At 65.3% G+C, this 14551-nt stretch carries 16 protein-coding genes; 11 read left to right on the top strand and 5 right to left on the bottom strand.

Annotated features, from left to right (window positions below):
• Positions 1–3 precede the first annotated feature (3 nt).
• The 3 genes from ACQP2D_RS13550 to ACQP2D_RS13540 form a co-directional block, all read right to left on the bottom strand.
• Complete coding sequence (locus ACQP2D_RS13550; RefSeq protein WP_433684051.1) at positions 4–888, bottom strand: alpha/beta fold hydrolase; 885 nt, start codon at positions 886–888, stop codon at positions 4–6.
• Between the two features lie 153 nt (positions 889–1041).
• Positions 1042–1908: a class II glutamine amidotransferase gene (locus ACQP2D_RS13545; protein ID WP_433684050.1), complete on the bottom strand. Its 867-nt coding sequence runs from the start codon at positions 1906–1908 to the stop codon at positions 1042–1044.
• A 209-nt stretch (positions 1909–2117) separates the two neighbouring features.
• Entirely contained in the window at positions 2118–2552 is a 435-nt protein-coding gene (locus ACQP2D_RS13540) for a MarR family winged helix-turn-helix transcriptional regulator (protein ID WP_433684049.1), read from the bottom strand.
• A 183-nt stretch (positions 2553–2735) separates the two neighbouring features.
• Between ACQP2D_RS13540 and ACQP2D_RS13535 the strand changes: the two genes are divergently transcribed.
• Positions 2736–3302, top strand: a complete 567-nt coding sequence (locus ACQP2D_RS13535; RefSeq protein WP_433684048.1) for a YbhB/YbcL family Raf kinase inhibitor-like protein — start codon at positions 2736–2738, stop codon at positions 3300–3302.
• Positions 3303–3478: 176 nt separating this feature from the next.
• On the opposite strand, the gene ACQP2D_RS13530 is transcribed toward ACQP2D_RS13535, so the two are convergent.
• Positions 3479–4165: a TetR/AcrR family transcriptional regulator gene (locus ACQP2D_RS13530; RefSeq protein ID WP_433684047.1), complete on the bottom strand. Its 687-nt coding sequence runs from the start codon at positions 4163–4165 to the stop codon at positions 3479–3481.
• Positions 4166–4167: 2 nt separating this feature from the next.
• A complete protein-coding gene (locus ACQP2D_RS13525; RefSeq protein WP_433684046.1) occupies positions 4168–4773 on the bottom strand; it encodes a TetR/AcrR family transcriptional regulator in 606 nt (201 codons plus the stop codon).
• A gap of 410 nt (positions 4774–5183) precedes the next feature.
• Here ACQP2D_RS13525 and ACQP2D_RS13520 point away from each other — a divergent pair, with 410 nt between their 5' ends.
• The 10 genes from ACQP2D_RS13520 (at position 5184) to ACQP2D_RS13475 (ending at position 14458) form a co-directional block, all read left to right on the top strand.
• Entirely contained in the window at positions 5184–6026 is an 843-nt protein-coding gene (locus tag ACQP2D_RS13520; protein ID WP_354959125.1) for an MlaE family ABC transporter permease, read from the top strand.
• Positions 6026–6889, top strand: a complete 864-nt coding sequence (locus ACQP2D_RS13515; RefSeq protein ID WP_433684045.1) for an MlaE family ABC transporter permease — start codon at positions 6026–6028, stop codon at positions 6887–6889. The genes ACQP2D_RS13520 and ACQP2D_RS13515 overlap by 1 nt, the downstream gene beginning before the upstream one ends.
• 5 nt (positions 6890–6894) lie before the next feature.
• A complete protein-coding gene (locus ACQP2D_RS13510) occupies positions 6895–7944 on the top strand; it encodes an MlaD family protein (protein ID WP_433684044.1) in 1050 nt (349 codons plus the stop codon).
• Entirely contained in the window at positions 7944–8963 is a 1020-nt protein-coding gene (locus tag ACQP2D_RS13505) for an MlaD family protein (RefSeq protein WP_433684043.1), read from the top strand. Before ACQP2D_RS13510 ends, ACQP2D_RS13505 begins: the two co-directional genes overlap by 1 nt.
• Complete coding sequence (locus tag ACQP2D_RS13500) at positions 8951–9952, top strand: MlaD family protein (RefSeq protein ID WP_433684042.1); 1002 nt, start codon at positions 8951–8953, stop codon at positions 9950–9952. Before ACQP2D_RS13505 ends, ACQP2D_RS13500 begins: the two co-directional genes overlap by 13 nt.
• Positions 9953–9956: 4 nt before the next feature.
• Entirely contained in the window at positions 9957–11054 is a 1098-nt protein-coding gene (locus ACQP2D_RS13495) for an MlaD family protein (RefSeq protein ID WP_433684041.1), read from the top strand.
• The gene (locus ACQP2D_RS13490; protein WP_433684040.1) at positions 11051–12115 is read left to right on the top strand and encodes an MlaD family protein; all 1065 of its coding nucleotides are present in this window, start codon (positions 11051–11053) and stop codon (positions 12113–12115) included. The genes ACQP2D_RS13495 and ACQP2D_RS13490 overlap by 4 nt, the downstream gene beginning before the upstream one ends.
• A complete protein-coding gene (locus tag ACQP2D_RS13485; RefSeq protein ID WP_433684039.1) occupies positions 12112–13101 on the top strand; it encodes an MlaD family protein in 990 nt (329 codons plus the stop codon). The genes ACQP2D_RS13490 and ACQP2D_RS13485 overlap by 4 nt, the downstream gene beginning before the upstream one ends.
• Positions 13102–13119: 18 nt before the next feature.
• Positions 13120–13689 (top strand): hypothetical protein, encoded by a 570-nt coding sequence (locus ACQP2D_RS13480; RefSeq protein ID WP_433684038.1) that lies wholly within the window; start codon positions 13120–13122, stop codon positions 13687–13689.
• Positions 13690–13822: 133 nt separating this feature from the next.
• Positions 13823–14458 (top strand): class I SAM-dependent methyltransferase, encoded by a 636-nt coding sequence (locus ACQP2D_RS13475; RefSeq protein ID WP_433684037.1) that lies wholly within the window; start codon positions 13823–13825, stop codon positions 14456–14458.
• Positions 14459–14551 lie beyond the last annotated feature (93 nt).

Raw genomic sequence — 14551 nt, 5'->3', positions numbered from 1 at the left:
CGATCAGCCTTTCGTACGCCACTCCCGGATCGCGGCGACGATCTCGTCAGCGGCGTCTTCCTGGATGAAGTGGCCCGCGCCGTCGAGGAGAACCGTCCGATGGTCGGCGAACAACTCCTCCCAATGACGGCGTTCGGGGTCGCGGAAGGCGACATCCTTGGTGCCCCACACGATCAGCGCAGGCCGGTCTCGCACCAAATCGAGGCCGCGCTCGACATCGGCGAGAAACTGTCGGCTGGCCAGAATTTCGCGTGGGAACACATGGATGGGTTCGCGCGATTCCGGTGTCGGGAAGGGGCCACGATAGGCGTCGAGCACCGCCTTGTCCAACTTCTTGCGGCGCACGCCGACGGGGATGATCCGCTCGACGAAGAAGTTGCGCTGCCGGATCAGCCAACCGCCGACCGGGCCGCCCAGAATCCGCGAGAAGGCCTGCGTCGTCATATCGGATTTCGGCCAGGCCCAGGTGTTTCCGATGACGAAGGACGTGAAGCGATCCGGGTGCCGACCGGCCACGGCGAATCCGATCGGGCCGCCCCAGTCCTGCACCATGAGCATCGCATCGCGTAGGTCGAGCCGGGTGACCAGTTCGGCGACGACCTGTGCATGCTCTGCGGGTGTGAAGCGGTAGCCGGGCGCCGCCCGGGACAGCCCGAAGCCGGGATAGTCCACCGCGACGCAGCGGAACCGGTCACGCAGACCGGCGATGATGTCGCGGTAGAGGAACGACCATGTCGGGTTGCCGTGCAGTAGGAGCAGCGGCGGTCCGCTGCCTTCGTCGAGGTAGTGCACGCGCGCACCGTCGATCTCGGCGAAATGACTCGGATACGGATACAGACTTTCCGGTATCCAGTTCGGCCGGGCCGGTGTGCCGCCATCCCCGGTCACGTTGCCTCCGATCGCACCTTCGTCATCAACCAAGTCTGGACGACAGCGCACACGATGAGGGGCACATCAGCAGTAACTATTTGATAGCCGACGCATCGACCACGGATCCGTCGCCGCCACCACGGGCGCACCGCTCCCGCGCCTGTTGTGCGATCATCGCCCCGATTGGGCCGCTGCCGCGCGGGTGTCGAGCTGGGCCAACGACAGCAGATGGCGGGGCGGGGTGTCGAGGACCGTGCTCGAGTGGATGCGCAGGCCGTTGTCGACGTGCAGCAGCTCGCCCGGTTGCAGCGCCCGCCAGCCGGGGTCCTCATCCGTGCGCTCGCTGGCCACCACGACCGCCGGGAATTCGCTCAGGTGTCCGCTGCGCGCTCGGATTCCCATTCGTCCGGCATGGTCCAGATGCCGACCGCCGTGTGGGCCGCCCGCCGCGCGTTCGAGGACGAAAAGGTCATGTGTGTCGGGATAGCGGAGTGCCCACAGGCTCGTCCCCGTGGTCAGCACCAAATTGAGCGCGTAGACCGGCAGTCGGTCCGCGATCCACTGGACCGCGTCGGTAATACCCGCCGTGATGTTGCCGCCATGTCGATCGGTGCGCTGGGTGATGAGGGCGAAGAACCGTTCGGAGTCCGTATCGCCGTGCACCAGACCGAGGTACGCACCGAGTTCGGCGTCCAGTTCATCGAGGCCGTGCAGCACACCGTTGTGCGCGAACAGTCGGCCGTGCTGTTCGAACGGGTGCGTGTTGCGCGGTTGCATACCGCCGGTGGTCGCATAGCGAATGTGCGCGACGAACGTCGTCGATTCTTGTTCCCGCGCCTCCCGGGCGAATTGGACATCCTCGTATGCGGCGATCGGCTGCTTCTCCACCACCGCGGCCCCATCGGTGGCGAAGGTGCCCAGACCCACGCCATCGGGCTCACGTCTGCTCTGTATCGACAGACTGTCCGGGGCATCGAGCAACCAGAACGTAGCCCGCACACGCCGCGGTGCGGCCGACAAACCGAACAAGCGACACATGACACTCCCGCCCGGGCGTTGTCCGTAGCTGATGAGTTGCCTGTGATCGTAGTCCGCAATCCCTCGGACCGGACCGGCCGCCACCGAACCGGCCGGCGTTCGGCCAGCACGGATACCAGCGGGTCGGAGATCGTTCCCGCATCTTGCCCGCCCGGATCGACGCCGCGAGGGTCGGTGTGCGGGACGTAAGCGAAACAGCCTTCGCGGAGTCAGTCCAGTAGCCGCCGCAGCAGGGGCAGCGACGTCGCCAACTGCTTGCGCTCGGCGGCGGTGAGTCGATCGTCGATGAGTTCGGCGAGGTGCTCATGGCCAGCCAGGCGGCGTTCAGTGAGAAGTGCGCGGCCGTCCTCGGTGAGGATCAAGAGTTTGCGGCGCAGATCTTCGCTGTCGACGGTGCGGTGCACCAGGCCGCGTTCGACCAGTGCGGCGACCGTAGCAGCGACCGATTGGTGGCGGAGCTTATCGGCGCGGGCCAAGTCGCTGACCGTCGCGGGCCCCTCCCGATCGAGGCGTTTGAGGACCGACACCTGCGACAGCGACAGCTCCCGCCCCGGAGAGGCCGAGCGCATGCTCCGTACCAGGGCGCCGACTATTGACTGAAGTTCTTCAGCGATCGTCTCGTAGTCGCTTGTCTCACCGCTCACAGTTCACTAAAGTACAGTAAAACTGCGCAGGCTGACTGCATATCTGCTCGTTCGCATATCGAGCACCACGATGACGTCGCATGACCGATGACCCGGTAGCGAGCGAGCCGGTTCGCACCGCCGCCGTGCGGTTCGGTGCACGATCGCAAGCCCTGGAATCGACTGTCTACCAAGGAGATCGCAATGTCCATTGTCGGCAAGCTGCTCGCGAACCGGCGCGCCGGTGACCAGGGTCTGGCCTGGCATCGTCCGAATCTGGCCGGGGCCAACACCTTTGAGATGACCAGTCCGGACTTCGACCACGAGTCGTCCCTGAATACGATTCATGCCGGAAAACGGGTCGGCGGCCAGGATCGCTCTCCGGCGCTGACGTGGTCACCGCCGCCCGCGGGGACAGCTCAGCTGCTGCTGGTCATCGAGGATCCCGACGCACCGACGAAGGCACCGTTCGTGCACGCTGTCGCCCTGCTGGACCCCACGGTCAACGGCATACCGCAGGACGCACTCGCCGGCGTCGATCCCGCGCCGGGTGTGTGGGTACTGCGTTCGGGGTGGGGCCGCGGCTACCTCGGTCCGGCACCGATCAAGGGACACGGCCCGCACCGCTATGTCTTCCAACTCTTCGCCCTGACCGAGCCGATCATCGCAGCGGGCGGAAAACCCGTGGAGTCGGCGAAGCCGCACGCCATCCTCGAGGCCGGACAGTCCCTCGCACGAGCCCGCATCGACGCCTTCTACGAACGTCTCTGACAGAGCGCGGCACCGTCGAGCGACATCCACGGATTTCGCACAGCACTGGATATCAATCGTGTGCGACTTCACCCGAGGGGTGGCAATACCCGGCGACCGCCGTCCATTGCGCGGCGCGAGTTACCCACGGCCGCAACGGGTCCGCGCCGCACCGGAGGCGACGCCAAGGGCGCCGGTTATGCCCCGCGCGGGAACAGATAGTCGAACAGCGCCAGAATTCGGTCGATGTCGAACTGTTCGGGATCGTCGAGCACCAGCCGCGCCGCGGTCTGGATGGTGCCCTGCACAACTTGGGTCAGCACCTCGGCATCGACCTCATCGGCATCGGGCTGTTGCGCCAGCCACAGGGCGATCGCGCGCCCGAGCGGTGTGCGCAATTCGTCGCGCGATTTGGCGACCCGCTCCCGCAGCACCGGCGGGACCCCATCGATCGGAAAATACACCAGCCGCCAGGTGTCGGGTATCGAGCGGACCTCGGCCAGAAAGCGTCCGAGCATCGCGGGCAGCTCTTCGGTTGCGGCAGAACCCGAATCGGGTGTCGTGGCATCGCCGGCGACGGAACGTTCGACGGCGGCGGCCATGCGGGCGGTCTCGCGTTCGATGAGTTCCTCGAGCAGTTCGTCGCGGCTGCCGAAGGAGTCGTAGACGACCGGTCTGGTGACGCCGCCGCGCTCGGCGACGGCGGCGATACTGACGCTGGTGAATCCCGCCTCGGCGACAATGCCCAGTGCCGCGTCGAGCAGTTGCTCGCGTCGGTCGGCGGGCTGGAGTCTTTTGGCGTATCTGCGCTTGACGGGCCGCGGTCCACCGGGCTTATCGGCTGCCGTGTTCTTATGGGGCGCTGCTTGTTTCGCATTCGCCATCGCTATGCCTCCCGGGCTTCGACGGCGGCGACGGCCCGGTGCGCAACCCAGCGCAGTGTTTTCGCCACGGCCTCGTGACGTTCGGAACCGCCATCGGCGAGCACGATCCTGGCTCCGGTTTCGCTCGCGCTGATCACCGCGTGGCTCAATAACTCACTGTCGATATCTTTTTCGCTCAGCGCGCCCATCACCGCGATCATGACCTGACTGCGCTCCCGAATCGCGTTGCGGGTGCGATCGACCCGCTCGCGCACCTCCTGGGGCAGACCGTCGCCGGGCATCAGCACGAACCGCCAGGTTTCCGGCGCGGCGACCACGAGGCCGAGATAGATATCAACGGCGTCGACCGCGATACTCGCCGCCATCGCGGCCAGGTCGACACCTTCCGGAAGCACCGGGGTCGCGGCGGCCGCCATCTCTTGTACCCGTTGGTCCTCACGATCGAGCAGTGCCTCGAACAGTTCGTCCCGATCACCGAATTCGGCATACAGCGCGGGCCGGGTAATGCCCGCCGCCCGCGCTATGGCGTGCATACTCACGCTCGCATAGCCCTCGCGAACGATGAGATCGCGTGCCGCGTCGAGAATGTCGTCACGTCGTGTTGACATATTCTCCTCCCCACGTCGGCTGACGGATACCTGTTTCAGATTTGCTTCCGGCTGGGCCAGTGTACGCATTGCGATCGCGCCCGCCGTAGACATCATTACCCCGCCGCGCACCATCGCGGATTCTCCGGCTGCACCCTCAGACTAGGATTCGGCCGAATCTTACACGGCCACATCGGATGTCAATCGAAATTGACCCTGTTGTTTTCCCTGCTGGGCAATGTTAGCGTTTGCCCGGCAGCCGATGGTGTCGATCACACCGGGGGCAGTTGGTGACCGCGTTCACAGCCACTCGCGAGCACCACGGCGGCGACGGCTGTCGAACCTGTCAAGACTCTGACGCGTCACGTCAACGGGCAATGTGGCCTGGCACTCGAGCGTGGCCTCGTGGGGGAATAATGGAGGAACGATCGATGGACTCCGACGCGCCGAATGCGGCACCGACGGCAACGCAGATCGCGCGGAAGAATCTCACCGATACCACGCAATCGAGCCTGCGCACCTTCGGCCGGGTGGTCGATCTCGGTCTCGAATCCGCGCGCGGCACTGTCTCCGATATCGTCGCGGGTAAGTTCCAATGGCACGAAATGCTGCGCCAGGCTTGGTATCTGGTGACCGTCACCGCAATTCCCGCGGTGCTGATGGCGGTGCCGTTCGGGGTGGTCGTCTCGGTGCAGGTGGGCAATCTCATCCATCAGCTCGGCGCGGATTCGCTGATCGGCGCGGCGGGCGGGCTCGGCGTCATCCAGCAGGGCGCACCGATCGCGACCGGCCTGCTGCTCGGCGGCGCTGGCGCGTCGGCGATCGCCGCCGACCTCGGCGCGCGCACGGTCCGCGAGGAGATCGACGCGCTGCGCACCATGGGCATCAGCCCGGTTCATCGGCTGGTGATTCCGCGAGTGACCGCGATGATGCTGGTCGCGCCGCTGCTCAATGTGCTGATCATCTTCGTCGGCATCGTCGCGGGTTACGCGGTGGCGATCGGCGCGCAGAATGTCACGCCCGGTAGCTACTGGGCCACCTTCGGTTCCTTCACCGTGCTCACCGACGTATGGATTTCGATGATCAAGGCGGTGCTGTTCGGATTCATTGTGGTGATCGTGGCCTGCCAGCGGGGGCTGGAGGCCAGGGGCGGGCCGCGCGGTGTGGCCGACGGCGTGAATGCCGCGGTGGTGTTGTCGGTGGCATCGATCATCGTGGTGAATCTGGTGATCACCCAAGTTGTCGCGATGTTCCTACCGTTGCGGGTGGCGTGATGACAGCAACTCCCTATGTGCCCAAGGGACTTCGCTGGGCCAACCGCCTCATCGACCGTGCCCGTGTGTTTTCACCGCTGGAGAACGCGGGTTTCGCCATCGGATTCGTATTCCAGGCACTGGCCGCAATCCCATTGACCCTCAGGCGCTATCGCGGCGAGACCATGCGCACCATTACCGATATGACCTGGGGCCGTGGCTCGGTCATTGTCGGCGGCGGCACGGTGCCGATGTTGATCGTGCTCGGCATCGCGATGGGCGCTGGCGTCGGCATCCAGGGCTTCACCACCCTCGACCTGATCGGGCTCGGCCCGGTCACCGGCGTGGTGTCCGCCTTTGCCAATACCCGCGAACTCGCACCCATCGCCGCCGCGGTCGGGTTCGCCGCACAGGCGGGCTGCCGGATGACCGCCGAAATCGGCTCCATGCGCATCTCCGAGGAGATCGACGCCATCGAATCCCTTGGCCTGCGTTCGGTTCCGTTCGTGGTCAGCACCCGGGTCATCGCCGGTGCGATCGCGATCGTGCCGACCTTCCTCATCGCGCTGATCCTGAGCTACCTCGCCTGCGACACGGTGGTGGTGCTGCTGCACGGACAGGCGGGCGGTGTATACGAGCACTACTTCTTCCAGTTCACCAGCGGCTACGATGTGCTCGCCGCGGTGATCAAGATCCTGGTGTTCGGCGTCGCGGTCATCCTGATCCATTGCTATTACGGGTTTTTCGCCTCCGGCGGACCCGAGGGCGTCGGCATCGCATCGGGTCGTGCGGTGCGCGCCAGCTTCGTCGCGATCATCGCGCTGGATATGGTGTTGACCCTGCTGCTGTGGGGCGTCAACTCCTCGATCGAATTCCCGGGGTAAGCGAGATGCCCAATTACGGATTGCCCGGCGTCAGCATGGGCAGGCGCGGTTCGCGCGCCCGCGGTGCGGCAGCATTGGTCGTCGCCGTCGCGGTCACCTTGGCGTGGACCGGATATCAGCACCGCCCCGATGGCGAGCGCATGCGGGTGCAGTTGCGCACCGAACAGATCGGCGAGGGCATTATCGAGGGCACCTCGGTGCGTCTGGACGGCGTCGATATCGGCACGATCACCGATATCGCCAGCATCGGCGGCGGCCGCCAGCTCATCACCCTCGACCTCGACAAGGCCCAGACCTCCGGGCTCACCGAGGATCTCGCCGTCGACTACGCACCGGAGAACCTCTTCGGCATCAGCGCCATCACCCTCAAACGCGTCGACGGCGGGTCACCGCTGCGCGCCGGATCGGTGGTCGATCTCGCGGGCGCGAACGCCAACCGGGTCAACGATGCCACGATGGGACGGCTGCTGCGTGCCCTCACCGAGACATCGACCGAGGTGTTCACACCCCAATTCGCCGATGTGCTCCGAACTTTCAGCGGCGATCTGCAGGCCTTCACCCCGATACTGGAGGCCGTCATCATGCTGAGCCGGACGGTCGCCGAAACCCAGCGCTACCCGTCGTCGTTCCTGATCGACCAATACGCCTCGTTCTACGACGGATTGGGCACGTTCACCTCCGCGACCTTCAAACTGCTCAAGTCGGTGCTCGATATCGAGGTCCTGCAGCACGACCGAGCCAAATACGACGCGTCCGTCACCATGGTCACCGACCAGGCCTTTCCGGCCATCGGCAGCATCGGCGACATCGCCCGCCAACACTTCTCCGGCTACATCGAGATGTTCGCGCCCCTGGTCGCCGCCGTCGCCGCGACCGTCCCGAACCCGGGACAGTCCCATGCCGAGCTGACCGAACTGATCCAACGGCTCGATCGGATATTCGCCGACACCCCGAACGGGCCGACGATCAACGCCGCCATCACCCTGCGCGGCGTTCCGGGCATCGCGGTGCCGCTGCTCGGGCAGCAGGGATTCGCCATGTTGGGAGGCGCGTGATGAAGCCGACCTCGACCCTCGCCGTGGCATGGAAGCTCGGACTGTTCGCGGCGGCGATGATCGCACTGCTCGCGGTGATCGCAACGGCCATCGTCCGGCCGGTCGGTGGCGATACCAGCACCTACCGTGCCGAATTCACCGATGCCAATGGTTTGAAGACCGGTGACGACGTGCGCATGTTCGGTGTCGCGGTCGGCAAGGTCGCCGATATCTCCCTCGAAAACGGCCGTGCCGCGGTCGAATTGACGGTGCAGCGGGACCGGCCGATCTACGACTCCAGCGTGCTCGCCATCCGCTACCAGTCGCTCACCGGTCAACGCTATATCGATGTCCGCCAACCCGAGCATCCGACATCGAAACAGGCGCAGGGCGTCACCATCGGCCCGGACCGCACCATCCCGTCGTTCGATATCACCCAGCTCTTCAACGGCCTGCAGCCGGTACTGCAGGAGTTCTCCCCTGGCGCGCTCAATCAGTTCACCGAGAGTATGCTCGCGGTCATCGAGGGCAATGGTTCCGGGGTCGGGCCCGCACTAGATGCGATCGGACGGCTCAGCGCGTATGTGTCGGATCGGCAGGCCGTGCTCGCCACGATCGTCGGCAATCTGGAGTCGATTTCCAACCAGATCGGCGGTCGCTCACCGCATTTGGTGACGCTGCTGCGCGGTCTGTCGGATGTGTTCACCGCATTCCAGCAGAAACTCGACGGGCTCATCGACTTCGCGAATGTCGCGCCGTCCGCGCTGGGCCCGCTCAACAGTCTGCTGGCCACCCTGGGTTTCACCGAAGCCGCGAACCCGAATCTGGAAAACGATCTGCACCTGCTGTTTCCGGATCCGGCCACGGCCCTGGACCTGCTCGGCAAACTCCCCGGCCTGCTGCAATCGCTGTCCACACTGGTGCCATCGGGCCGCACGGGAGTCCAGATCGACCTCACCTGCTCGAAGGGCAAGGCCCAGGTCCCGTCCACGGTGGCGGTACTGATCGCCGGGCAAAGGATTTCGATATGCAACAGCTGAAGCACGGACACGACCGGCACGAGGCCGGCAAACAGCGCCGCGAACTGCGCCTCGGCCTGCTCGGGGCGCTGCTGCTCGCCCTCGCGCTCGGCGCGACCGCGGTGATCTACGTGCTGCCGATCGGCAAGGCCACCTACACCGCCTATCTGCCCGAGGCGCAGTCGATTCGCGTCGGCAATCAGGTGCGGGTCGCCGGGATCACCGTCGGCGCGGTGACTTCGCTGGAGCTGCAGCCGGATCGGGTGAAGATGAGGTTCACCGTGGACCGCGATGTCTTCGTCGGCGATGCCACCACCCTGGAAATCCGAATGCTCACCATTGTCGGGGGCCACTATGTGGCCATGACCCCGGCCGGGCAGAAACCATTGGGTAAGAACGCGATTGCGCCCGATCGGGTGAAACTGCCCTACAGTCTGGTGCGCACCCTGCAGGATGCCGCCAAACCCGTCGCCGAGGTCGACGCCGCGACGCTGCGCGAGAATCTGGCCGCCCTGCAGACCTCGCTGGACCAGAGCCCGGATGGCCTGCGCCGCATGGGAAATGCCATGCAAACCTTGGTGACCATCCTCAATCGGCAGAACGCCGAGGTCTCGCGATCGCTGACCGTCACCGACGAATTCCTCGCCGCCATCAACGGAAACCGTGCGCTGGTGGGCCAATTCGTCCGCAAGATCGGTCTGCTGGAGGTGCAGGGCCTGGACAAGAAGGCCGAGATCACCGAGGCGCTGACGATAGCCGCCGAACTCCTGTCCAGGATCGCGGCGCTCGAACCGTCCTGGCGCGAGCAACTGCAGCCGATGGTCGACAAACTGATGGAGGCGCTGCCCGCACTGCGCGAATTGGCCGGGAAGCTCGGCGAATCGCTCGACACGCTGCGTGGTGTGAAGGAGAGGTTGCAGGCGGCGGTGAATCCGCAGGACGGCGTAGTCATCGATCAGTCGGCGGATACGATCTCCACCTGCATCCCGGTCCCGGGAAAGGGGTGCTGAGGCCGTGAAACGACTACTCGGTTCACAGGGTTTCGTCACCATTGTCGGCGGGATCGTCATCGCGGTCGTCGCGGTGGCGGGCTATCTGGTGGCATTCCGGCCCCTGGAAAAGACGCTCGGCTACTGCGCGATCATGCCCGATGCCGTCGGTCTGTATGTCGGCAACCACGTCACCATGCTCGGCATGCCGGTCGGTGGTGTCACATCGGTCGAACCTCAAGGTGACGGTGTGCGGGTCGATTTCGAGGTGAGCGCTGACCATCCGCTGCAGGGGCAGGTCAGCGCGACCACCGTCTCCGATACCCTCGTCGCCGATCGCGACCTCGCGGTGCTCGGCGAGCCCGGCGGCCCCAAGTGGAACCGCGACACGTGCATCACCCAGACCTTCACCCCCAAGAGCATCACCGAATCGCTATCGGCCTTCTCGCACCTGGCCAGCGAACTCAACGCCCACGGCGCACCGGGCGAACAGACGCGCATCCGCGATAGCGTCGCTGCCTTCCACAAGGCCACCGCAGGAACCGGACCCGCGATCAATGCCCTGATCAAGGACCTCGGCACCGCGCTGCGCGCCCCGGATGCCGCCATCGGACATATCGGCGCGCTGATCGACGCGATCGGTCAGATCTCGACCAGCATCTCGACCAACTGGGACGACATCAAGACCGCGCTGGTCAATGCCGGGGCGGGTATCGCCTTCGTCAACGAGATCTGGCAGAAGGTGGTGCAATTGGTCGATGCGCTGCTCGTCGATCTGCCGATGCTCAATGACATCTCGCGCAAGTACGGCCGCGAAATACTACGCGGACTCGACGATCTCGCACCGTACCTGCACCTGCTGAGCGCCAATATCGGCACGCTGCAACAGATCGTCGATATGATTCCGGCACTCGTCGGCGCCTTCCAGCAGGCTATCGACCCGCAGAGCGGACAGCTGAAACTCACCTACGCACCGCCGAAGGTCACACTGCCCCAACAGAACGCCGATCAGATCTGTGCCACGGTAAATGCGGTGACGCCCGGTCGGTGCCGCACTGCGGCGGACGGACTCGCCGCTGTCGACTTGGCCGCACTCGTCTTCGGAGCGGTAGGTGCCCGATGAGAAATTCCACCCGTGCGCGGCGGACCGGAACCGGGCTCGCGGCCGCGCTCGCCGCCGTAATACTGCTCGGCGGTTGTGCTTTCGATCCTTCCTCGGTGCCGGTGCCTGGGGCGTCGGTGGCCGGTCCGACCTATCAGGTGCGGATCGAATTCGCGAACGCGCTGAACCTGCCCGAACAGGCCAAGGTAGTGGCAAACGGCGCACAGATCGGCAGGCTGCGCCGCGTCACAGTTGTCGACCCGTCGGCACAGCATCCAGGCCGCATCGACGCCGTCGTCGACATCTCCACGTCGGTGAAATTGCCGACCACCACCACCGCGCAACTGCGCCAGAACACCGTCCTCGGCGATATCTACATCGGACTCACCACTCCCCCGGCCGATTTCGCCAGCACTATCGCACCGGGCGGGACGATTCCGTTGCAGCAGACCCGTCCCGCATTGCAGATCGAGGATCTGATGGCGGGCATGTCCACCTTCATCGGCGGCGGTGCGCTGCACAGCATGCAGGAGATCATCAACCGGACCAATGCGGTGCTGCCCGCCCAGTCGACCGAAACGGCGCGGATCTTCCAGACGCTCGGCCAGGATGCCCAGGATGTCGCCGACAATCTGGACTCGGTCGGTCGCCTGCTCGACGCGATCCAACAGGACCTCGGCGCGGTGCTGGACAATAGGGAAGAGCTCGATGCCCTGCTCTCCGAACGTGGTGCGCGCGATATTCCGGCATTCGCGAATTCGCTGGTTTTCACCCTCGGTATCGTCGGCGCGCTCGGCGTCATCGGGCACGCGACCGCCTGGCTCGGTCCACTGCTGCTGGCAGGTGACGCCGCTGCCAAGGCCTTCGTGCCCATGTTGTTGGCGGGCAACCCACTCGATCTGTCCGCGCCGTCCAATCTGAATCGTCTGGTGGCGCTGTTGCGCGACAAGGTCATCCCGTTCGTGGAGCGAGGACCGAAAGTGAATCTGACCCGCATCGGCATCGAGGGCGCGCCCGTCGCCACCGACGACCAGGTCGATCGCATTATCGCGAGCCTGCGGATGATCGGCGCGGTGCGATGAAACCCCGTCGTATCAAACCCGGTTCGGTCGTCTCCCTGGCCGCCATCGCCGCGATCCTGATCATCGGCAGCAGCTATCTGAGTTTCGGCGTGGTCAAGGTCGGCTGGCTGAAGAGCTATACCGACGCGACCATGGTGCTCACCGACTCCGGTGGCCTGCTGCCCCGGTCCAAGGTGTTGCTGTCCGGCATCGAGGTCGGGCAGGTGACCTCGGTATCGCACACCGGCACCAGGGTCGCCGTGCGGTTCCGTATCGACGACAAATACCGCATTCCGACCTCGAGCATCGCACGGATCGAGAGTCTGTCCGGACTCGGCGAGCCATATCTGGACTTCCGCCCACACGCCGGTGCGGCGGGCCCGTATCTACACAACGGGCAGACGGTCGACACCGACAAGATCGTCATGCCGATCTCCATCCCCGAGGTGGCCCAGACCGCGACGCGCATCTTGAACCAGCTCGATCCGCAGGCGATGGGCGCCATTATCGAGACCTTCGGCCAGGGACTGGCCGGTACCGAGGCGGTCATTCCGCAGTTGTCCCGGTCCACGGACCTGCTCGCGGCCACACTGCTGGCCCGATCGGACGTTATCCGCGACATGCTGATCGCATTCCAGGCCAAGGCCTCCGATATGTCGTGGTCGGGGCCGGCCCTGCACGATGCGGCCGATCCGTGGGCCGCGTTCGGGCCTCGGGTCAGCGAGGTGGCCGCCTCGATCGCCAGGGTTGTCCGCAAGGGCGATGTGCCCGCCGACTATCTCACCGATACCGCCGAAACCGTCGGCCTCGTCCCGTTCCTGCGCCAACTGGCCACCAAGATCGACCAGATCGGACCGGATCTGGCAGCCATGATCCCGCTCCTGCAGCCCTTGGCGGCGCTCACCACAAATGCCGTGCGCCCCTTGGATATCGGCGGTCTCATTACCCAGGCGCTCAGCGCGACCAGCCCCGACGGCACGCTGAATTTCCAGATCACCGTCAAATAGCCATCTTCCGGAGCAGCAATGACAGCAGATACGACCGAGACCGACGCGCCCAGCGATGTGGTCGCGGCACAACACCGTTCGATCTCGATACCGATCGCCACCGTCGCCTGGGGCGCGGCATTGGCGGTGATGACCATCCTCGCCGTCACACTCGCCGGATTCCTCATCGCCGCCCGCGGTGACCTCGCCGACCGCGACGCCCTCGCCGCCGACCACGCGCACGCCGAGCAGGTCGCCACGAACTACGCCGTCGGCGCCTCGACCGTCAACTACGCCGAATTCGCCTCGTGGGTGGGCAGACTCAAGCAGAACACCGCACCGGCCCTGGCGAACAAATTCGACGCCACCGCGCCGAAACTCGAGGAACTGCTCACCCCACTGAAGTGGACCTCCACCGCCAACCCGATCACCGCCAAGGTCGTCTCCGATAACAATGGCGTCTACCAGGTCGACACTTTCATCAATGTCAGCTCCACCAACGCCCAGAATCCCGACGGCGCGCAGACCACCGTCACCTATACCGTCACCGTCGACCGCAACTCCGACTGGAAGATCACCGATGTCGGCGGCGGCCTGCCGATGAAATAGCCCGATCAGGGCTGCGGGGCCACGGCCGCCCGTGGTGTCGGCGGCGGGTCTCAACCGGTGAACCAAGGATGTCAAATCTGTCTCAGACAATATAGGCTAAGGCTGGATCTTCGAAGGGACAGCGATGTCTGCAATGACCGAAAGCTCGGCGCGCGCACTCAACGGATTGGTCACCCACGGATGGAACCGGGCCGCGCAGCTCTACAACTTCCCGGTGCTGCAACGCCTGGCCTACCGTCCGCCGCAGGATGAGATCATCGCGCAGTTGCGGCTGAGCGGGGCGCGCCGGATCGCCGATGTCGGTTGCGGCACCGGCATTCTCGCCGCGCGCATCGCACGGGAACTGCGGCCGCAGGTGGTATACGGCTGCGATGCTTCGGTGGGGATGTTGAAGCAGGCGCGGTCGCGGTCGGACCAGGTGCAGTGGCGCAATCGGCGGGCCGAGGATCTCGGGTTGCCCGACGGCGCCGTGCAGGCGGTGGTGTCCACGCACGCGTTCCATTTCTTCGACCATGCGGCGGCGCTCGCGGAGTTCCATCGGATCCTGATTCCCGGCGGGCTGCTCGCGATCGTGCTCAATAGTCCGCGCAGTCGGTGGGCCATGGCATTGCAGCCGCCCGCGATACAGGGACTGGCGTACTTTCCGCCGCCGGAAGAGATGCGCGCACTGGTCGAAGCGGCCGGATTCACCGTCACCGAGCAGCGTCCGGTGCATCGGCCATTGCCGAATTCCATGGTGCCGGATGTGCTCACCGTGGCTCGGCGCTGAGACTGCGAGAACGGCTGGAGTCGGACGCGGGTAACCCATCAGTGGCATGCTCGATTCATAGGCGATCTCGACTCGAAGGTGGGTGCGATGCCC

This window comes from Nocardia sp. CA-119907 (assembly GCF_050955995.1).
Taxonomy (GTDB): domain Bacteria; phylum Actinomycetota; class Actinomycetes; order Mycobacteriales; family Mycobacteriaceae; genus Nocardia.
Note: the sequence above shows the minus strand (reverse complement) of the source record. Positions and strands in the feature narration are given on the sequence as shown.

Excerpts from the sequence above, each read along its gene's own strand:
- ACQP2D_RS13545 (WP_433684050.1), bottom strand. The coding sequence starts at position 1,908 with ATGTGTCGCTTGTTCGGTTTGTCGGCCGCACCGCGGCGTGTGCGGGCT.
- ACQP2D_RS13515 (WP_433684045.1), top strand. The coding sequence starts at position 6,026 with ATGACAGCAACTCCCTATGTGCCCAAGGGACTTCGCTGGGCCAACCGC.
- ACQP2D_RS13490 (WP_433684040.1), top strand. The coding sequence starts at position 11,051 with ATGAGAAATTCCACCCGTGCGCGGCGGACCGGAACCGGGCTCGCGGCC.
- ACQP2D_RS13485 (WP_433684039.1), top strand. The coding sequence starts at position 12,112 with ATGAAACCCCGTCGTATCAAACCCGGTTCGGTCGTCTCCCTGGCCGCC.
- ACQP2D_RS13475 (WP_433684037.1), top strand. The coding sequence starts at position 13,823 with ATGACCGAAAGCTCGGCGCGCGCACTCAACGGATTGGTCACCCACGGA.
- ACQP2D_RS13530 (WP_433684047.1), bottom strand. The coding sequence starts at position 4,165 with ATGGCGAATGCGAAACAAGCAGCGCCCCATAAGAACACGGCAGCCGAT.
- ACQP2D_RS13525 (WP_433684046.1), bottom strand. The coding sequence starts at position 4,773 with ATGTCAACACGACGTGACGACATTCTCGACGCGGCACGCGATCTCATC.
- ACQP2D_RS13510 (WP_433684044.1), top strand. The coding sequence starts at position 6,895 with ATGCCCAATTACGGATTGCCCGGCGTCAGCATGGGCAGGCGCGGTTCG.
- ACQP2D_RS13480 (WP_433684038.1), top strand. The coding sequence starts at position 13,120 with ATGACAGCAGATACGACCGAGACCGACGCGCCCAGCGATGTGGTCGCG.
- ACQP2D_RS13535 (WP_433684048.1), top strand. The coding sequence starts at position 2,736 with ATGTCCATTGTCGGCAAGCTGCTCGCGAACCGGCGCGCCGGTGACCAG.
- ACQP2D_RS13500 (WP_433684042.1), top strand. The coding sequence starts at position 8,951 with ATGCAACAGCTGAAGCACGGACACGACCGGCACGAGGCCGGCAAACAG.
- ACQP2D_RS13505 (WP_433684043.1), top strand. The coding sequence starts at position 7,944 with ATGAAGCCGACCTCGACCCTCGCCGTGGCATGGAAGCTCGGACTGTTC.
- ACQP2D_RS13520 (WP_354959125.1), top strand. The coding sequence starts at position 5,184 with ATGGACTCCGACGCGCCGAATGCGGCACCGACGGCAACGCAGATCGCG.